Source organism: Pseudomonas abyssi, from assembly GCF_002307495.1.
In the GTDB taxonomy this organism is placed as follows: domain Bacteria; phylum Pseudomonadota; class Gammaproteobacteria; order Pseudomonadales; family Pseudomonadaceae; genus Halopseudomonas; species Halopseudomonas abyssi.
Window position 1 is genome coordinate 61,284 of record NZ_NTMR01000012.1, and the last position, 17,110, is coordinate 78,393.

The following is a 17,110-nucleotide window of genomic DNA, read 5'->3' on the forward strand; positions in this document are numbered from 1 at the left end:
AAAAGGGGCGTGTCGTCGACACACCCCTTTTTCTGGCATCCGTGCCGAAAAGCTGCTGCTTAGAAGCCCAGTTCCTGATGGACGTTGTCCACGGCACGCTTGGGCATCGGCACATAACCGTCCTTGAAGACCACTTCCTGGCCTTGCTTGGACAGCATCATCTTGACGAACTCGCGCTCCAGCGGAGCCAGCTCGCCATTCGGCGCCTTGTTCACGTAAACGTAGAGGAAGCGCGACAGCGGGTAGGTACCGGCGATGGCGTTCTCTTCGTTGGCTTCGATGAAGGGTTGGCCTTCCTCAGCTGCCAGCGGAACAGCGCGAACGCTGGAGGTCTTGTAACCCAGACCGGAGTAACCAACGGCGTTCAGCGACTGGCTGACAGACTGAACAACAGAGGCAGAACCGGGCTGCTCGTTCACGCCGCTGCGGAAGTCACCTTTGCACAGTGCGTTTTCTTTGAAGTAACCGTAGGTGCCGGAAACCGAGTTACGGCCGTACAGCTGAATGTCACGGTCAGCCCAGGCGCCGGTCAGACCCAGCTTGCCCCAAGTGTCCAGATCTTCGCCGCCGCACAGACGGGTAGCAGAGAAGATGCCGTCAACCTGAGCCATGGTCAGGCCTTCGATCGGGTTGTCTTTGTGTGCGAAGACAGCCAGGGCATCGATGGCAACCGGAATAGCGGTCGGCTTGTAGCCATAGCGCTCTTCGAAAGCCTGGATTTCGCTGTCTTTCATCATGCGGCTCATCGGAGCCAGGTTCGACGTACCTTCAGTCAGTGCCGGCGGCGCAGTGGAAGAACCAGCAGCCTGGATCTGCACGTTGACGTTGGGGTACAGACGCTTAAATTCTTCGGCCCACAGGGTCATCATGTTGGCCAGAGTATCGGAACCAACGCTGGACAGGTTGCCGGATACGCCACCAACGCGCTGGTAGTCTTCCAGCGCCGGGTCAACGGCGGCGAAGCTGGTGCCGGCGACCAGGCCGGTAGCAGCGAAAGTAACGGCAGCGAACAAGCGCTTGAGTTTCATGTCATTCTCCTGTTGAGGTAGTGTTTGCAACACGCGACTCAGTATCAGAGCGGGTTGTGACAACTCTATTCACGAATTATGACAATTGTGTGAAGCGCAGAATTTGCAGCAGAACGCTGCCAGACAATGATTGAGAGGCAGGCGGCAATCCCTTACCATAGGCGGCTTGCCGCGTAACGGGCTCGCGCCGGGGCACGGCACAACAAATACAATAGACCATTACCGAGTCTACCAATGCACGATTTAGATACCGATCCCGTGCCGCAGGGTGAACTGGCTCTCAAAATCACCGCTCTGCCACGCGACTGCAACAGCTTTGGCGACATCTATGGGGGGTGGCTGGTGGCACAGATGGACGCCGCCGGCACCAGCATCGCAGCACGCATTGCCCGTGGCCGCGTCGCCACGGTCGCCATCGACCGCATGGGCTTCATGGTCCCGGTTCCGGTGGGTGCGCAGCTGGCCTTCCACGGCGAGGTGCTGGATATTGGCCGCAGCTCGATCAAGATCCTGGTCGAAGTCTGGAGCGAAGACCTGGCCCACGATGAAAGCCGCAAGGTCACCGAAGCCACCTTTGTCTTCGTCGCCATTGATGACCGCGGTCGTACCCGGGTGATTCCGTCCTGAGCAGGTTGGCATCCCCAACCCCCTGACGGACACCTGCTACATGACCCAACGCTTTCTCTCCGCCGGGCTTGGCCTTGCCAGGCACATCGACCGTGGCACTAGCCTGCTCGGCCGCGCAGTCGCCTGGCTGACGCTGTTCATGGTGCTGCTGACCTGCGCCGTGGTCCTGCTGCGCTACGGTTTCAGCATTGGCGCCACCGCCACCCAGGAAATCATCCTCTACGCCCACTCGCTGGTCTTTCTCGGCGCAGCCGCCTGGGCACTGCAGCGCGATGCTCATGTACGCGTGGATATCTTTTACCGGCGCATGGGCAATCGCGGCAAGGCGCTGATCGACCTGCTCGGCTGCCTGTTGTTTCTGTTGCCGATGTGCCTGTTTCTGGCGTGGAACTGCTGGGAATATGTGGCCATGTCCTGGCAGCGTCAGGAGCGCTCCGCCGACGCCGGTGGCCTGCCGTGGGTCTATGTGCACAAGAGTTTCATCCTGTTGCTGGTCGCCAGCCTGCTGCTGCAGGCCGTGGCGCAGTTGCTCAAGACCCTGGCGGTGCTGGGTGGCATCCAGAGCACGCATTTGCCGGCAAGCCATGAGGAGCACCTGTGATGGGCGGCGAATTTATGGCCATTGCCCTGTTTGTGTGCCTGTGTCTGGCCCTGATGGCGGGCTTCCCGGTGGCCTTTACCCTGGGCGGCGTATCCCTGCTGTTTGCCGGCATCGGTATCCTGTTCAATCTGTTTGAACCGAGCTTTCTCGGCGCCCTGCCCAGCCGTCTGTACGGCACCATGACCAACCAGACACTGATGGCGGTGCCGCTGTTCGTGTTCATGGGCGTGATGCTGGAGAAATCCCGCATCGCCGAAGACCTGCTCGATGCCATGGCCCGGCTGTTCGGCGGACTGCGCGGCGGCCTGGCGTTTTCGGTCTGCATCGTCGGCGCGCTGCTGGCGGCCAGTACCGGGATCGTTGGCGCCACCGTGGTCACCCTCGGCCTGCTGGCCCTGCCGACCATGCTGCGCCGGGGCTATGACTCGTCACTGGCGACCGGCACGCTGGCGGCGACCGGTACGCTGGGGCAGATCATTCCGCCGTCGATCATTCTGGTCCTGCTCGGTGATGTGCTCGCCAACGCCTACCAGCAGGCGCAGCAAAAGTTGGGCATCTTTTCGCCCAAGACCGTGACCGTCAGCGACCTGTTCGTCGGCGCTTTGCTGCCCGGCCTGCTGCTGGTGGTGCTCTACCTGCTGTATCTGGCCTTTGTCGCCTGGCGCCAGCCACACAAGCTGCCTGCGCCGAGTCCAGATGATCAAGGCAGCGTCTCGCTGAGCCAGTTGCTGCGCAGCCTGCTGCCGCCGCTACTGCTGATCATGGCGGTACTCGGGTCGATTCTGGGCGGCGTTGCGACGCCCACCGAAGCCGCTGCCGTCGGCGCACTAGGCGCCGGTATTCTGGCCCTGTTCAAGCGCCAGCTGAGTGTCGGCAAACTGCGTGAGGTGGCCCAGGCGACCGCCGAAATCAGCGCCATGGTGTTCATGATTCTGCTGGGCGCGTCCATCTTCTCGCTGGTGTTCCGCGGCTTTGGTGGCGACGAGCTGATTCATGAGCTGTTCCACTCGCTGCCCGGCGGCACCTTTACCGCCGTGCTGGTGGTGATGCTGGCGATCTTCCTGCTCGGCTTTATTCTCGACTTTATCGAAATCACCTTCGTGGTGGTGCCGATTGTCGGTCCGGTGCTGCTGAGCATGGGCGTCGATCCGGTCTGGCTGGGCGTGATGATCGCGCTCAACCTGCAAACCTCCTTCCTGACGCCGCCCTTTGGCCTGTCGCTGTTCTACCTGCGCAGCGTCACACCCGCGCAGGTCCCCACGTCGGCGATCTACCGTGGCGTGCTGCCCTTTATTGTCATTCAGTTGCTGATGTTGGCCATTGCCGCCTGCTGGCCCAGTCTGGTGACCTGGCTACCGAGCGTATTGGCTCAGTGACAACCAGACGGCTGGGGCGTTGCCCGGCCGCCTGCCTCGCTCAACCGCGCTTGCCGGTCGCCACGTCTACACCCACCTTGTCGTCCAGCAGCGCGCTGGTTGCGGTCTGCACGTATGCCTTCAGCGCGTCTCGCAGCTCCGCCGAAACCCCGGGTTGTTCGGTCACAGCCGCCTCCGGCCCAAGCTGGTAGCGATACGCGCGGGGCTGCTCGCCACGCGGCTGCAGCACCAGTTCGTCGCCGCGCAGCAGACCCACGGTCTGACCGCCACCGGACGGCTTGATAATCCCGAAGCCGGGGTCGTCCGCCGGCAGCGCCAGCAGGTCCCGGCCCCAGCACTGGTGCTGCACCTCGCCCCCCAGCCGCCCCATGATGGTCGGCACCACATCCACCTGGGTACCGACAGTGTCGTTACGCGCGCCAAAGCGCCCAGTGATGCCCGGGGCGATCAGGAGCATGGGCACGTTGAAGCGCAGCAGATCAAGGTCCGTCAGTTGCCGCGGGGTGCCAAAGCCGTGGTCACCGATCACCACAAACAGGGTGTCCTTGTACCAGGGTTGGTTACGCACCTGATCGAAGAATCGGCCTAGCGCCCAGTCCGAATAGCGCATGGCTGTGAGGTGTTCATCATTGGCGCCCTGGCCAGTGACCGCCTGCACCGGCAGCGGGCTCGGCAAGGCATAAGGCGTGTGATTGGACAGGGTCTGCAGCAGTGCATAGAACGGACGGTCATGATCCAGCGCGTTCAGCTCGGTTACCGCCCGGTCAAACATGTCCTGATCGGATACGCCCCAGGTCGGGTCGGAAAACACCGGGTTGACGTACTCGTTGCGACCGATGAAGTGGCGCATGCCCTGCTTGCCAAAAAAACCCTTCTGATTGTCCCAGGCAAAATCACCGTTATACACATACAGGTCGTCAAAGCCGCGCTTGCTCAGCAACTGCGGCAGACCGGAAAACGCATGGCCACCCTCCGGCTCCTGCATCAGGTACTCAAAGCCGGGCAGGTTGGGGAAACAGGCCATGGTCGCGAACATGCCCTGGTGGGTATGGGTGCCGTTGGAGAAGTAACGGGTAAACAGCAGGCCCTGTTTGCTCAGCTTGTCGAACTCCGGGGTAATCCCCAGCGGCGAACCCAGCGCCCCGGTGTAGTAACCGGAAAAACTCTCCATCAGCACCACCACCACGTTGCGCACCGGCAACACGCCATCGACAGGGGGGTCAGACACACGGCGCACCGGCGCCTGTTCGGCGTCGATCAACTGGTCATGCTCGGTCAGCAGCAGGTCACGGGCGATCTCGGTCGCCTTGGCGTCATCCATCAGGCCGAGCCAGGCGTTGTTACGGTGATCAGAGAACTGCGCCTTGGCGGCCGAATAAAGCGTCAGCGCCGGGCTCAGGCCGAGCTGATTGGCGAAGGTCGACTCGGTGGTGAAGGCGTCCCCCCAGCGCAGCGGTGGGCCCTGACGCAGGGTGCCACGGGCCAGTACCGTCGAGCTGACCAGCAACAGCAGCAGCACCGAAACCCGTGCCGCCAGCGCTCCCAGCCGGCTGTGCTGCCGGTTCGCCGCGGTCGCCGGCAGCCAGGTGCGGCGATCCAGCCAGCGGTAACTGCGATACATCAGCCAACTGACCAGAGTCAGGCCGAGCAGCAGCCGCACCACCGGGAAGCCATACCAGAGCATGCTCAGCACGGTCGCCGAATCTTCCTGCAGATACTGGAACACCAGCGTGTTCAGGCGCTGATGAAACTCGCGGTAAAAACTCAACTCGGTGGCGCCGAGCAGACACAGCAGCACGGTCGCCAGCGCCAGCCACAGACACTGCAACGTGCGCATGGCCATCAGCCGCGCGCTGAGAACGGTGAGCATCAACGGCGCGCCGACGATGACGACGACCCGCAGGTCGAAGCGCAGACCGTTGAAAAATGCCTCCAGCAAATCAGCGCGGGCTACCTCGGCAGCCAGCTCCCAGTTCCAGGCCAGCAGGGCGCCACGCCACAGCGTCAGCATCAGGGCCAGTGCCGCCAGCGCACCGACGATGAACAACAGTTGGCCACGCAGGCCAACCACCGGCCGGCTGGCCGAGGCAGTAGACAGGGTCATCAAACAGGTTCCACAGACAGGCCCGCTCAGGCGGGCGAGAAAAGAATCAGACTCCAGACGCTGGTAATCAGCAGCAGCGCGAGCATTTGCGCGGCACTGCCCAGATCCTTGGCGCGCTTGGACAGCGGATGCAGTTCCAGCGAAATACGGTCAACCACCGCCTCGATGGCGGAGTTGATCAATTCGACGATCAGCGCCAACAACACCACCCCGACCATCAGCGCGCGCTCTACCCGGTTGACAGGTAGCCAGAAAGCCAGAGGAATCAATGCCACTGCCAGCCCCAGCAACTGGCGAAATGCAGCTTCGAAAATAAAGGCGGCGCGCAGTCCGGCCAACGAGTAGCCAGCGGCCTTGAAGACCCGCACCACACCGCCCCGGCTTTTCAGCTTCAGCGCGTCCTGCGCGCCCGCCAGCGACTCATGCTGCATGACGACTGCCTCCGTTGCCGTCAGCCAGGCTGTGATAACAGGCCAGCAGGTACTGCCAGTCGCTCTCCGGCATGCCTTCACGGCGGCGGCTCAGCTGGTCCAGGTCATGGCGTACCGCCCGACTGCGCAGCAGGCGTCGACGGCTTTTCTCCAGATCAAGCAAGGCAACCTCGGCCTGTTCGCCCTCAACCCGGACATAGATATGCTTGGCGTAGAGACAGCCATGTTGCCGACGCCCGCGATGCAAGCGCTTGAGCACACACGCCAGTTGCTGCAACACTGCGTGGCGCTGAGCAGTGGTCGCACCAAGCTGATACCACTGGCCGAGACTGACGTAGCCACTCAGCTCCTCAGTCACCAGCAGCCCCTGCCAGCGCCCCTGATGCTGACGAGCGGCACAGAACACCAGGTTGGGTACCGGCACACCCAACGCCTCGCAGGCACGCAGCGCCAGCTCTTCACGCAGCACCGTCGGGCGGCCAAAGGGATGCAACCAGCTGCGGTAGATATGCCCTACCTGACGTTTGCTGTAGAGCCTCGGCATATCGCGGCCCTGCGCCGGCAGCAGCTTTACACCGCTCTCGCCACCGCGACGCTGATTGGGCGCTTCAACCCATTTACCATCCAGATCCCACCAGCGCTCAAAACGCGCCTGACCAAATGACGGCAGTCGGCCCTGGGCCGAGATAACGGCGCTCATGCGTTCACCTTGCGCAACACGTACACCCGCCACATGGCATAGCCCGGCAGGAAATCGTGATGGCTGACTTCGCTGAAACCGGCCTCGCGGAACTCGGCTTCAATCACATCACGCGCAACCACAAAACGGTTCTGGTTCTGTCCGGCGCGCGCCTTCTGCGCCCGGCGTGCTTCCAGCCGGGCACGCTTCCAGGATTTGTAGTTGCCATCGACCCACAGCGAGATGATCAGCGTGTCCCGGGTAACCCGGGCGCACTCACGCAGCAGCGCCAGTCGGTGCTCGTGGTCAGCCACATGGTGTATCAGGCGCATGCAGAAGATGCTGTCGACCGCGTTGTCGCCAAGGTCTATGTCAAAGGCCGAGGTCTGGAAGGGCTTGACCCGCGCCACCACCTCCGCTGGCTGGCCAGCGACGGCGGTGCGGATCATGTCGGCCGAATTATCGGCCGCCAGAATCATCCGGTTCGGTGCTTCAGCCAGTAACGGCCAGAAGCGACCGGCACCGCAGGGCAGGTCCAGTACCAGGTTGGGCTCACCGGCGTCTTTCAGCGCACGGCGCGCGAGCTGCATGTCGCGCCAGCTGGAGAGCCGACGCGAGAGGCCGGTCTGATGCTTGTCGAGATACTGCTGAGAGTGAGCGCGGTCGTACTTGTCGGAGAAGGCGAGTTCGATCGGTTTGACTTCGGACATGACGGTGACCCTGACAGTGATAAGTGCTGTCAGGGTATTGACCGGCGGATCAAGGCCCCGTCAAAGGGATGTCAAAATTTCGTGAAAACAGCGGTTAATCGCTCTGCAATCGGGGTTATTCCATCCGGCATCAGCCGAGACTGACCTCAAAGCAGCTGCCGCCAGAGGCCGGCGAACGCATGGTCACCGACCAGCCCTGATGGGCACAGATACGCTTGACCAGCGACAGGCCAAGCCCCAGCCCTTCGCCCCGCGCTTCGCTGCCCCGCACAAACGGCTCGAATATCTCGCTCTGCTGCTCAGAGGGTACGCCGGGACCGGTGTCCTCCACCCGAAATCCGCTCTGCTGCAACACCAACCGCACGTGCCCTTGCTCGGTGTAGTGCAAGGCATTGCGCAACAGATTGGACATCACCGTTGCCAGCAGCCCCGGATGGTAGTTTCCCGCGTCCTCTGCCTCGACAATCAGATCAAAAGAAAGCCCCTTGTCAGCAAAACCTCGCTGCCAGCGTTCGGCCTGCTCGCGCGCGATATCCAGCAACCGTGAACTACCGGTCAGACGCACTGCCTGATCCTTGGCACGTGCCAGCAACATGAAAGTGCCCACCAGCTCGTTCATTTCCTCTGCGGCGCGGGCAATGCGATCCACCTGTCTACGCTCACGCTCACCCAGATTGCTGGCCTCAAGCAGCTCGGTCGAGGTGGCAATGATCATCAACGGCGTGCGCAGCTCGTGGCTGACATCGCCGGTGAACAGGCGCTCGCGCTCCAGCGTACGACGCAACTGGCTGAGGGTCGCGTCGAACGCCTCGGCCAGGTGACCGACCTCATCATCGGCGTAGTCCGAGGCCAGCGGCGGGGCCAGTGGCAGCAGCTGGTCGCGGTGCTGTACCTGGCCTGCCAGGCGGATAATCGGCGCCAAAATCTTTTGCGCCATCAGCCAGCCAAGCAGCGCCCCGAGCAGCACACTGAGCAGAAATCCGGCAAAGACCACGGCGAACAGGATACTTTCGCGCGCTTCAAATTCAGCCTGCTCCTGCACCAGCACAAAACGCTGCTGACCCATCTGGCGCACGTACACGTAAGCAGCATGGTCGTCGTCAACTAGTTCGCTGAACCCCTCCTCCATGTCGCGCAGGCTTGCCGGGATCTCGTAGCCCGGCATGTGCGAGGCATACAAGCGGGTCTTGGCGTCCAGTCGAGGGGGCAGCCCGTGCGCCAGGTCCTGCTTCAGGACGCTATCGAGCTCTTCCCCCATCTCCTGGGAGACCAGATGCTCCTCGACAAAATGCACAATGCCGACAATCCCCAGCGAAAACACCCCGCTGACCGCCAGCGTCATCAGCGTGAAGGCAATTACGATCCGCCGCCGCAGCGGCTGCTTACGGATCATTGCGCCGGCTCCGAAAGGCTGTAACCAACCCCGTGCACGGTATGAATCAGCGGCGTTTCAAAAGGTTTGTCGACGATCTGCCGCAACTGATGAATGTGGCTGCGCAGGCTATCGCTGTCGGGCAGTTCGTCGCCCCAGAGCGCCTCTTCCAGCACAGTACGGCGAATCACCGCCGGGCTCTTGCGCATCAGCACTTCCAGCAGCTTGAGCCCGACCGGGTTGAGCTTGAGCGCTTTGCCCGCGCGGCTGACCTGCAGGGTGTCCAGGTCATAGCTCAGATCACCCACCTCAAGCCGGTGGCGTCCGCCACCACTGCTGCGGCGCAGGATGGCTTCAATACGGGCTACCAGTTCGGATAGCGCAAAGGGTTTGAGCAGGTAATCATCGGCGCCAACCTTCAGGCCCTTGAGCCGATCGTCCAGCGCATCACGCGCGGTCAGCATGATAATCGGCGTGTCACGGCCTGCGTCCTCGCGCAGACGCTGACACAGCTGATAGCCGTCCATGCCCGGCAGCATGATATCCAGCACAATCAGATCGTAGTGCTCGCTGACCGCCAGATGCAGCCCCGAAATCCCATCCTGGGCGCAGTCCACCGTGTAGCCCTTGAGCTGCAGGTAGTCCATCACGTTGGCGAGGATATCGCGGTTATCCTCAATGACCAGAATACGCATGCAGGGGGCTCTCCGGAAACAGCGCAGCTTGACAAAATTTTCACAGCGCGTTGACGCTGCGCCGACAGCAAGATCACCACACTGCGACGGTCGATTTCAACTACGGACCGTCACATGCCCCTGCTCAAATCCGTCCAAGCCCGCTTTCTTGGCCTGCTCGCAGCCCTCTGGCTCGGTGTTTTCTTCGTTACCCGCTCGACCCTGCTGCTGATGACCCATCTGAGCGAAGCCCAGCTCAGCCTGGGCGACGTGCTGCGCCTGTACGGCGAGGGTGTGATCTACGATGTCAGCTTTCTGCTCTACGCTTTAGCACCGCTGGCGCTTTACCTGCTGCTGTGCCCAGGCTGGCTCTGGCGAAAGCGCTGGCATCTGCGGGTACTGCAGGTGGCAATGACCATCGGCGTGTTCCTGATGCTGTTTACCGCCGTGGCCGAATGGCTGTTCTGGGATGAGTTCGGCGTGCGTTTCAACTTTATCGCCGTCGACTATCTGGTCTACTCCGACGAGGTGATCAACAACATCCTTGAGTCCTACCCGGTCTATCCGCTGCTGGCAGCGCTGACCGTCATCGCCGTGATCACCACCGCGCTGCTGCAACCACGGGTGCGCCGCATCGCTGCCGCTCCGCTGCTGAGCTGGCCCCAGCGTGGCGTCAGCCTGGCTGGCGCCGTGACCACGATCACCTTGAGCATTGTCATCATTGGCCAGAACTTCCCGCGCAGCCCGGGCGGTAACGCCTACCAGCATGAGCTGGCCAGCAACGGGCCGTACCAGTTCTTTGCCGCCTTCCGGAACAACGAACTGGACTACACCCAGTTCTACCCGCAGTTGCCCGAGGCCACCGCCGCCAAGAGCCTGCGTGATGAAGTCAGCGAGCCGAACGCCCGCTTTGTCGACACCGACCCGATGGGCATTCGCCGGCAGATCGATAACCCCGGCCAGCCGCGCAAGCTGAACCTGATTCTGGTCACCATCGAGAGCCTCAGCGCCAAATACATGGGCAGCGAAGGCGATGCGCGTAACCTGACACCGAACCTCGATGCCCTGCGCAAGCAGAGCCTCTACTTCAACCAGTTCTACGCCACCGGCACCCGCACCACCCGCGGCCTGGAAGCCATCACCCTGTCGATCCCGCCGACCCCCGGCCGCTCGATCGTCAAGCGCATCGGCCGCGAAACCGGGTTTGCCAGCCTCGGCCAGCAACTCGGCGCGCAGGGCTACGACAGCGTGTTCGTCTACGGCGGTCGTGGCTACTTCGACAACATGAATGCGTTCTTCGCCGGCAACGGTTACCGGGTAGTCGATCAGGCCAGCGTGCCTGACGAGGAAGTGACCTTCACCAACGCCTGGGGCATGAGCGACGAAGACCTCTACAACCAGACCCTGAAGCTGGCCGACGCCGATGCTGCCGCCGGCAAGCCGTTCCTGCTGCAGCTGATGACCACCTCCAACCACCGCCCCTACAGCTACCCGGAAGGCCGCATCGACATCCCCTCCGGCACCGGTCGTGAAGGTGCGGTGAAATACACCGACTACGCCATTGGCCAGTTTCTGGAGCAAGCGCGTGAGAAACCCTGGTTCAAGGACACCGTCTTCGTGTTCGTTGCCGACCACACCGCCGGCAGCGCCGGCAAGGAAGACCTGCCGGTGCACAACTACCACATCCCGCTGTTCGTCTACGCCCCGGGCCTGATCGACGCCCGCGAGGACAGCCGCGTGGCCAGCCAGATCGATCTGGCACCGACGCTGATGGGCCTGCTGAACATGGATTACACCTCGACCTTCTTCGGCCACAACCTGCTGCGCGCGGATACCGGCCCGGGGCGGGCGCTGATCGGTAACTATCAGCATCTGGGCCTGTTTGACGGTCAGGATCTGGCGATCCTCAGCCCGCGCGGCCTGATCCGTCGGCACGACGACGCCATGGACCTGAGCGTAGAAAAGGCGGCGCAGGCCACTGATCCGCTGGTCCGTCGCGCCATCGCCTACTACGAGGGCGCCAGCTACGACTACGGCCACCAGCTATTGGCGTGGCAACCTTCCAGCAGCCACCCTGTCCGTCAGGTAAGCCAGCGATGAGCCGCAGCGCGCGCCCAACGCGCCCCTTTCCGGTCGGTCGCTGGCTGCTGATTCCGGCAGCAGTCATGGCGCTGATGCTGGTGTTTGACACCAGCGCGCTGGATTTCTGGTTCTCCGGCCTGTTCTACGTGCCGGGCGACGGCTTCGTCGGCCGCCACAGCTTCTTCCTCGAGGACATCCTGCACGACCGGGTCAAGCAGGCCGTCATCCTGATCGGCGTGCTGGCGATCATTGGCTTTCTCCTCAGCCTGCTGCCGGCCCGGCTGCGGCGCTGGCGGCCGGAGCTGGGCTATCTGGTGCTGTCGCTGGCCTTGGCTACCAGTCTGGTCACGCCGCTCAAGCAGCTGACCAACGTGCCCTGCCCCTGGAGTCTGGTGCAGTACGGCGGCACGGAGATTCACACGCCGCTGCTGTCGGCCCGCCCGGACAGCAACAAGGCCGGACGCTGCTGGCCCGGCGGTCATGCCTCCTCCGGGTTCTCGCTGCTGGCCTTGTTCTTTGCCCTGCGTGACCGCTTTCCGCGAGCCGCCCGCGGCGCCCTGATCGGCGCACTGGCACTCGGCAGCGTGTTGTCACTCGGGCGCACCATGCAGGGCGCGCATTTCCTCTCGCACAACGTCTGGACCCTGTTGTTCGACTGGTGCATCGCGCTGCTCTGCTACCGGCTGCTGCTGTACCGCCCGGCCCCACAGCCAAACACAATTACTCAACTAGGGGAGCTGCGCCATGAAACTGCGTAATCTGATGCTGGCCACCGGCCTGCCGCTGCTGGCCTTTACTGTCGTTGCACTGGCCCGCCCGGACGTGCTGCGCAGCGATCAGGTCCAGATGCCCGCTGCTACCCTCGCTGCGGGCCAAGCCCGCCCTGCCGACTGGGCCACTCCGGTCGACCCGGCACTGCGGCTCTACCGCATCGCGCCCAACCTGTACCGCAGCGCACTGCCGGATGGTGAAGACTTGCCGACCCTTCAGGCCCAGGGCATCAGTACCGTTATCAACTTCTACCAGCGCAACGACGATTGGCTGAGCGGCAGCAACCTGACCGCCGTCCACGAGCCACTGCACGCCGACCGGGTGACCGACGCCGACGTGATTCGGGTGCTGCGTGAGATTCGCGCTGGTCAGCAACAAGGCAAGGTGCTGATCCATTGCAAGCACGGCCAGAACCGCACCGGCCTGATGGCCGCCATGTACCGCATCGTGTTTGATGGCTGGAGCCGCGAACAGGCCATGGCGGAAATGCTCGAGGGCGGCTTTGGCGACGGCGAGCTGATGAGCGATGCGGTCGGCTACCTCAACCGCGTGAATGTAGCTGCGGTACGCGACGCCGTGGCCAGCGGCGCATGCAGCACCAACGCCATGGCACTGTGTCAGCTGCGCGCGCTATGGCAACGAGCCGACCCTTTGCCTGATCAGCGTATGGCCATGGAAGGGGGCTGACGCTGCGTCATTCGAGCCCCTGCCAGACCAGCTCTCCGACAATCTGGTCAGCCGGCACGCTGCCAAAGTAGCGACTGTCATTGGAGTTGTCGCGGTTATCGCCCAGAAAGAAGTAATGTCCGGCCGGCACCTTGAAGGTGCGGACCTCGGTGGGCGGCGCATCATCCAACTGCTGGATACGATAGCTTTGCGGGCCGTTGTCCTCACGATAGACATGCAGGCCCGCAGCGGATACCAGCTCGGTACGCGCCAGGGTCTGGCCGTTGATCACAACCCCGTCCGGGGTCAGCGCGATAATGTCGCCCGGCAGGGCCATCAGGCGTTTGACGTAAAGCATCTCATGCCCCGGTGGATAAAACACATAGACCTGACCACGGCGCAGGCGTGCGGTATCCACATGGCCACTGCCCGGCAGGCGCAGGCCGAACAGGCTGCGATGGGCGAAGCCCCACTTCTGGGCGATAAACAGGTCACCTTCGCGCAGGGTGGGATGCATGGAGGCGGACGGCACCGAGTAAGGCTCGTAAAGGTAGGTGCGCGTACCCAGGATTATCGCCATCAGCAGCAGGTAAAGCCCGACCGGCACCCAGGCACGACAGTACCAGCGCCGAGGTTGGGTCGGATCATAACGACGCGCGATCAGCGCCGCATGCAGCGGGCACAACACACTGAATAACAGCGTCAGCGCCCAACCGAAGTACCAATCCACTCCGGCGCACACCAGGCTGGCGACGAGGTACAGCCAGAACAGCCCTGGCCGGTTGACGTACAGGAAGACAAAGGGCTGCAGGAAGATGCCCAGCACCACGCTGAGCCAGATTCGGGGGGACCAGGATGCCGGCACAACCACTCCTTGGAAAGCGGGCCCCAACGGCCCAATCCGGAGTTGGACCGCGGCGGCGGCTCAGGGTTGCAGCTGATGTCTGTCCAGCGGTCCGAAACGCTCGGCGTAGATAACGCTGACCCAGTCGATAAAGACCCGAACCCGCCGCGACGGCTGGCGATGGCGCGGATACAGGGCGTGCACCGGCAAGCCCGGACTCGGGTAGCCAGCCAGCACCTCGACCAGCTCGCCATTGGCCAGCTCGCGCTCGACACGATAGCGCGGCAGCTGAATCAACCCGCAGCCGCGCAGCGCACAGGCGACATAACTGTCTGCGTCATTGACATCGATACGGCTGGCCAGCTCAACCCGCCGCACCACGCCGTCGACCAGAAACTCGAAGGGGTAGCGGCGATCCTGATGACGGGCAAAAAAGCCGACTGCCAGGTGCGCGGCCAGCTCATCCGGATGCTGCGGACGGCCGTAGCGCTGCAGATAGTCCGGGCTGGCGCAGGTGACCTCGGGGATCAGCGCCAGCGGCCTGGCACTCAGCGACGAATCCTCAGGCATGCCGCTGCGAACCACACAATCCACGCCTTCGGCGACCAGATCCACCAGCCGGTCGCCGCTGCCGACCACCAGATGAATCCGCGGGTACAGGCGCTGAAAGCTGTCGATATGCGGCAGCACGATGCGCGAGGCATGGGAGCCGTGCAAATCCAGCCGCAGCGTGCCTTCGGGCTCACGCGCACGCCTGGCCACATCCTCGTCGGCGGCCTCCAGCTCGGCCAGAATCCGCTGGCAGCGCTGGTAGTACTGCTGACCATCCAGCGTGGCCGTCACCTTGCGCGTGGTGCGCTCCAGCAGACGCGCGCCCAAACGTTCTTCCAGCGCCTTGATCGCGTGGGTTGCGGTCGCTCGCGGAATACTCAGGTCCGCCGCCGCCCGAGTAAAGCTGCCCTGTTCGACGATACGCACGAACAGCCGCAGGCTGTCAAAACGATCCATAGGGATTGTTGTTCCTGATTGAATTCTCTTGGCAGTTTAGCGGCATTTATCCATATGCACGCAACAACAATACTAGGCCACCACTCAACGGGAGACACCACCATGACAACGCCAAACACCGCGCTGGTGACCGGCGCATCCCGCGGCATCGGCCGCGCCATTGCCCAGCGTCTGGCTGCCGACGGCTTCACCGTCATCGTCAACTACGCACGTGACGCCGCCGCTGCAGCGGATACCGTGACCGAGATAACAGCAGCCGGCGGCAAGGCCGTTGCCCTGCAGGCCGACGTCAGTGACCCGCAACAACTGCAGCAGCTGTTCAGCGATGCCGTTCAGGCCGCCGGTCCGCTCGCCACCATCGTGCACAACGCCGGCATTCTGCCGATGGCCAACATCGCTCTGGAGCACCTTGAGTCCTTCGATCAATGTGTGGCAGTTAACCTGCGCAGCACCTTTCTGCTGATGGGCCACGCCCGTGAGCAGCTCAGCGAGGGCGGCCGCTTTGTCGCGCTGTCCAGCAGCGTGCTGGCGCGCAACTTCCCCGGCTACGGGCCCTACATCGCCGCCAAAGCCGGGGTTGAGGGGCTTATTCGGGTATTCGCCAACGAGCTGCGCGGCCGCCAGATCACCGCCAACGCAGTCGCTCCGGGGCCGGTAGCAACCGAGCTGTTCTTCAAGGGGAAAACGCCGGAGCAGATCGCCCAGCTGGCGGCGATGAATCCGCTGGAGCGCCTGGGCGAGCCGGAGGATATCGCCAACACCGTGGCCTTTCTTTGCAGCCAGGACGGTGGCTGGGTCAACGGTCAGGTGCTGCGCGCCAACGGCGGTTTTGCCTGAGCTCAGCTCTCTGCGCTCTGCTCCAGACGGAAGATCAGGACGCAGAGCAGCAGGGCCGGCAGATTGGTCGATACCGGGTTGAACGCCTCGATCAGCAGCATCGGAGTGAACACCGCGACGTAGGCGAGCAGCCCAACCAGTCCAAGCCCAGCGGCGAGTACCGGCCAGCGGCCAAACAAACCAAACAGAATCACCAGCCCCAACACCACTTCTGCCAAGCCGGCCAGAGGCGACACCACCCGCGCATCCAGGCCCAGCCCGGCCGCCTCGACCATCTGCACCTCAACCGGGCTGAGAAACAGCAGCTTGGGCACCAGGCCGTGGTAGATAAAGACCAACGCCAGCATCCAGCGACACCAGCGCGCCATCGTCAGCGCGTCCTGCCTACTCATCGACAAAGCGCCCCGCGTGATCAGCCGACGGCAGCTGGCACAGCTCGTAGCGGCCAAACAGCCGGTAGCGATTCAGCGCGATACGGTCGTACAGCCAGTCGCGCAGCGGCCGCGGAATCAGTCGAAACACCAGCAGTCCACGCCACGGCCAGCCAAGCCGCTTCATCACGAAGAAGAACGCCGCACTTTTCTCAAAGCAGCGCTGCCCATCGCTCACCAGCATGGTTTCAAAGGTATCGGTCGGATAACCGTGTTGCGCCAACAGCCGCTGGCCAGCCGCCGACTGCACGCTGCAGAGCCGGAAGCGATGCTCAGCATCATGCGCGATGATGAAGTTGGCCCAGGCGCTGCAGAGCTTGCAGACCCCGTCGAACAGAATCACCGGCGACTCGGCAACGGTCATGACGGCGTTCCTTAGTCTCGGCCTTCGAAGCGCACCGGCTCACGGGGTTCGACAATCACCACACTGCCGCCGATCTTGTCGTGCCAGCCCTGCTTACGTGCATCGAACGCGACCCAGAGAAAGCCCAGGCACAGCGGCAAGGCAGACACGAAATAGCCGATATAGCGCAGCACGCACTGGCCCAGCGGCAATGGCTCCCCGGTGCGCGCATCGACCACCCGCAAGCGCAGCAACATCTTGCCGGGTGTACCGAGAAAGCGGCGCCAGAACCAGAGCGTGGCAATAAAGGGCACGATATAGCTGAGCAGGACGTCCCAGACGCCATGCACCATGGTTTCATCGATCCAGTAGCTTTCACCGTAGATCAGCGCCAGCGGCACCATCAGCACCAGTCCGAAAATCACAGAATCGATAATGGTGGCGCCGAAACGCAGCCAGAAACCGGCGTATTGGGGTTCGCTCATGGTCAGTCCTTTGGGCAGATGAGAATCCCGCGAGCATATCA

19 protein-coding genes are annotated in these 17,110 nt (G+C 63.0%); 7 read left to right on the plus strand and 12 right to left on the minus strand.

Features of this window, described 5'->3' with window-relative positions; translation table 11 throughout:
• Positions 1-59: 59 nt before the first annotated feature.
• Positions 60-1,028 carry a PstS family phosphate ABC transporter substrate-binding protein gene (locus CNQ84_RS10740; protein WP_096004874.1) on the minus strand — a complete coding sequence of 323 codons (969 nt, stop codon included), beginning with the start codon at positions 1,026-1,028 and terminating at the stop codon, positions 60-62.
• 234 nt (positions 1,029-1,262) lie between these two features.
• On the opposite strand from CNQ84_RS10740, the gene CNQ84_RS10745 reads away from it, so the two are divergent.
• The 3 genes from CNQ84_RS10745 to CNQ84_RS10755 are packed head-to-tail and all read left to right on the plus strand — an operon-like array spanning position 1,263 to position 3,632.
• The gene (locus CNQ84_RS10745) at positions 1,263-1,655 is read left to right on the plus strand and encodes an acyl-CoA thioesterase (protein ID WP_083723866.1); all 393 of its coding nucleotides are present in this window, start codon (positions 1,263-1,265) and stop codon (positions 1,653-1,655) included.
• 40 nt (positions 1,656-1,695) lie between these two features.
• The gene (locus CNQ84_RS10750) at positions 1,696-2,256 is read left to right on the plus strand and encodes a TRAP transporter small permease subunit (RefSeq protein WP_096004875.1); all 561 of its coding nucleotides are present in this window, start codon (positions 1,696-1,698) and stop codon (positions 2,254-2,256) included.
• A complete protein-coding gene (locus CNQ84_RS10755; protein WP_096004876.1) occupies positions 2,256-3,632 on the plus strand; it encodes a TRAP transporter large permease in 1,377 nt (458 codons plus the stop codon). The genes CNQ84_RS10750 and CNQ84_RS10755 overlap by 1 nt, the downstream gene beginning before the upstream one ends.
• Positions 3,633-3,672: 40 nt before the next feature.
• On the opposite strand, the gene CNQ84_RS10760 is transcribed toward CNQ84_RS10755, so the two are convergent.
• From CNQ84_RS10760 to CNQ84_RS10785, 6 genes are all read right to left on the minus strand, one after another.
• Positions 3,673-5,736: an LTA synthase family protein gene (locus CNQ84_RS10760; RefSeq protein WP_096004877.1), complete on the minus strand. Its 2,064-nt coding sequence runs from the start codon at positions 5,734-5,736 to the stop codon at positions 3,673-3,675.
• A 26-nt stretch (positions 5,737-5,762) separates the two neighbouring features.
• Entirely contained in the window at positions 5,763-6,167 is a 405-nt protein-coding gene (locus CNQ84_RS10765) for a diacylglycerol kinase (RefSeq protein ID WP_096004878.1), read from the minus strand.
• Positions 6,157-6,867 carry a lipopolysaccharide kinase InaA family protein gene (locus tag CNQ84_RS10770; protein ID WP_096004879.1) on the minus strand — a complete coding sequence of 237 codons (711 nt, stop codon included), beginning with the start codon at positions 6,865-6,867 and terminating at the stop codon, positions 6,157-6,159. The genes CNQ84_RS10765 and CNQ84_RS10770 overlap by 11 nt, the downstream gene beginning before the upstream one ends.
• Positions 6,864-7,556 (minus strand): class I SAM-dependent methyltransferase, encoded by a 693-nt coding sequence (locus CNQ84_RS10775; RefSeq protein WP_096004880.1) that lies wholly within the window; start codon positions 7,554-7,556, stop codon positions 6,864-6,866. Before CNQ84_RS10775 ends, CNQ84_RS10770 begins: the two co-directional genes overlap by 4 nt.
• Positions 7,557-7,686: 130 nt before the next feature.
• A complete protein-coding gene (locus tag CNQ84_RS10780; protein ID WP_096004881.1) occupies positions 7,687-8,949 on the minus strand; it encodes a sensor histidine kinase in 1,263 nt (420 codons plus the stop codon).
• Positions 8,946-9,623 (minus strand): response regulator transcription factor, encoded by a 678-nt coding sequence (locus CNQ84_RS10785; protein WP_096004882.1) that lies wholly within the window; start codon positions 9,621-9,623, stop codon positions 8,946-8,948. The genes CNQ84_RS10780 and CNQ84_RS10785 overlap by 4 nt, the downstream gene beginning before the upstream one ends.
• 114 nt (positions 9,624-9,737) lie before the next feature.
• On the opposite strand from CNQ84_RS10785, the gene CNQ84_RS10790 reads away from it, so the two are divergent.
• The 3 genes from CNQ84_RS10790 to CNQ84_RS10800 are packed head-to-tail and all read left to right on the plus strand — an operon-like array spanning position 9,738 to position 13,142.
• Positions 9,738-11,702, plus strand: coding sequence for an LTA synthase family protein (locus CNQ84_RS10790; RefSeq protein ID WP_096004883.1), 1,965 nt, complete (start codon positions 9,738-9,740; stop codon positions 11,700-11,702).
• Positions 11,699-12,442 (plus strand): phosphatase PAP2 family protein, encoded by a 744-nt coding sequence (locus CNQ84_RS10795; protein ID WP_165771273.1) that lies wholly within the window; start codon positions 11,699-11,701, stop codon positions 12,440-12,442. The genes CNQ84_RS10790 and CNQ84_RS10795 overlap by 4 nt, the downstream gene beginning before the upstream one ends.
• Positions 12,429-13,142 (plus strand): dual specificity protein phosphatase family protein, encoded by a 714-nt coding sequence (locus CNQ84_RS10800; RefSeq protein WP_245841332.1) that lies wholly within the window; start codon positions 12,429-12,431, stop codon positions 13,140-13,142. Before CNQ84_RS10795 ends, CNQ84_RS10800 begins: the two co-directional genes overlap by 14 nt.
• A gap of 7 nt (positions 13,143-13,149) precedes the next feature.
• On the opposite strand, the gene lepB is transcribed toward CNQ84_RS10800, so the two are convergent.
• Together lepB and CNQ84_RS10810 are read right to left on the minus strand one after the other, a co-directional pair.
• Positions 13,150-13,986, minus strand: coding sequence for a signal peptidase I (lepB, locus tag CNQ84_RS10805; protein WP_096004884.1), 837 nt, complete (start codon positions 13,984-13,986; stop codon positions 13,150-13,152).
• A 60-nt stretch (positions 13,987-14,046) separates the two neighbouring features.
• On the minus strand, positions 14,047-14,973 hold the full coding sequence (locus tag CNQ84_RS10810) for a LysR family transcriptional regulator (RefSeq protein WP_096004885.1): 927 nt from the start codon (positions 14,971-14,973) through the stop codon (positions 14,047-14,049).
• 102 nt (positions 14,974-15,075) lie between these two features.
• On the opposite strand from CNQ84_RS10810, the gene CNQ84_RS10815 reads away from it, so the two are divergent.
• Entirely contained in the window at positions 15,076-15,810 is a 735-nt protein-coding gene (locus CNQ84_RS10815) for an SDR family oxidoreductase (protein WP_096004886.1), read from the plus strand.
• 2 nt (positions 15,811-15,812) lie between these two features.
• Here CNQ84_RS10815 and CNQ84_RS10820 read toward each other — a convergent pair whose 3' ends face one another.
• Genes CNQ84_RS10820 through CNQ84_RS10830 form a run of 3 tightly spaced genes read right to left on the minus strand, consistent with a single transcriptional unit; the run spans position 15,813 to position 17,069 of the window.
• Complete coding sequence (locus tag CNQ84_RS10820) at positions 15,813-16,202, minus strand: DoxX-like family protein (RefSeq protein ID WP_217350086.1); 390 nt, start codon at positions 16,200-16,202, stop codon at positions 15,813-15,815.
• On the minus strand, positions 16,195-16,605 hold the full coding sequence (locus CNQ84_RS10825) for a thiol-disulfide oxidoreductase DCC family protein (RefSeq protein WP_096004888.1): 411 nt from the start codon (positions 16,603-16,605) through the stop codon (positions 16,195-16,197). The genes CNQ84_RS10820 and CNQ84_RS10825 overlap by 8 nt, the downstream gene beginning before the upstream one ends.
• 11 nt (positions 16,606-16,616) lie before the next feature.
• Entirely contained in the window at positions 16,617-17,069 is a 453-nt protein-coding gene (locus CNQ84_RS10830; protein WP_096004889.1) for an RDD family protein, read from the minus strand.
• Positions 17,070-17,110: the final 41 nt, after the last annotated feature.

Excerpts from the sequence above, each read along its gene's own strand:
- CNQ84_RS10740 (WP_096004874.1), bottom strand. The coding sequence starts at position 1,028 with ATGAAACTCAAGCGCTTGTTCGCTGCCGTTACTTTCGCTGCTACCGGC.
- CNQ84_RS10745 (WP_083723866.1), top strand. The coding sequence starts at position 1,263 with ATGCACGATTTAGATACCGATCCCGTGCCGCAGGGTGAACTGGCTCTC.
- CNQ84_RS10750 (WP_096004875.1), top strand. The coding sequence starts at position 1,696 with ATGACCCAACGCTTTCTCTCCGCCGGGCTTGGCCTTGCCAGGCACATC.
- CNQ84_RS10755 (WP_096004876.1), top strand. The coding sequence starts at position 2,256 with ATGGGCGGCGAATTTATGGCCATTGCCCTGTTTGTGTGCCTGTGTCTG.
- CNQ84_RS10760 (WP_096004877.1), bottom strand. The coding sequence starts at position 5,736 with ATGACCCTGTCTACTGCCTCGGCCAGCCGGCCGGTGGTTGGCCTGCGT.
- CNQ84_RS10765 (WP_096004878.1), bottom strand. The coding sequence starts at position 6,167 with ATGCAGCATGAGTCGCTGGCGGGCGCGCAGGACGCGCTGAAGCTGAAA.
- CNQ84_RS10770 (WP_096004879.1), bottom strand. The coding sequence starts at position 6,867 with ATGAGCGCCGTTATCTCGGCCCAGGGCCGACTGCCGTCATTTGGTCAG.
- CNQ84_RS10775 (WP_096004880.1), bottom strand. The coding sequence starts at position 7,556 with ATGTCCGAAGTCAAACCGATCGAACTCGCCTTCTCCGACAAGTACGAC.
- CNQ84_RS10780 (WP_096004881.1), bottom strand. The coding sequence starts at position 8,949 with ATGATCCGTAAGCAGCCGCTGCGGCGGCGGATCGTAATTGCCTTCACG.
- CNQ84_RS10785 (WP_096004882.1), bottom strand. The coding sequence starts at position 9,623 with ATGCGTATTCTGGTCATTGAGGATAACCGCGATATCCTCGCCAACGTG.
- CNQ84_RS10790 (WP_096004883.1), top strand. The coding sequence starts at position 9,738 with ATGCCCCTGCTCAAATCCGTCCAAGCCCGCTTTCTTGGCCTGCTCGCA.
- CNQ84_RS10795 (WP_165771273.1), top strand. The coding sequence starts at position 11,699 with ATGAGCCGCAGCGCGCGCCCAACGCGCCCCTTTCCGGTCGGTCGCTGG.
- CNQ84_RS10800 (WP_245841332.1), top strand. The coding sequence starts at position 12,429 with ATGAAACTGCGTAATCTGATGCTGGCCACCGGCCTGCCGCTGCTGGCC.
- CNQ84_RS10810 (WP_096004885.1), bottom strand. The coding sequence starts at position 14,973 with ATGGATCGTTTTGACAGCCTGCGGCTGTTCGTGCGTATCGTCGAACAG.
- CNQ84_RS10815 (WP_096004886.1), top strand. The coding sequence starts at position 15,076 with ATGACAACGCCAAACACCGCGCTGGTGACCGGCGCATCCCGCGGCATC.
- CNQ84_RS10820 (WP_217350086.1), bottom strand. The coding sequence starts at position 16,202 with ATGAGTAGGCAGGACGCGCTGACGATGGCGCGCTGGTGTCGCTGGATG.
- CNQ84_RS10825 (WP_096004888.1), bottom strand. The coding sequence starts at position 16,605 with ATGACCGTTGCCGAGTCGCCGGTGATTCTGTTCGACGGGGTCTGCAAG.
- CNQ84_RS10830 (WP_096004889.1), bottom strand. The coding sequence starts at position 17,069 with ATGAGCGAACCCCAATACGCCGGTTTCTGGCTGCGTTTCGGCGCCACC.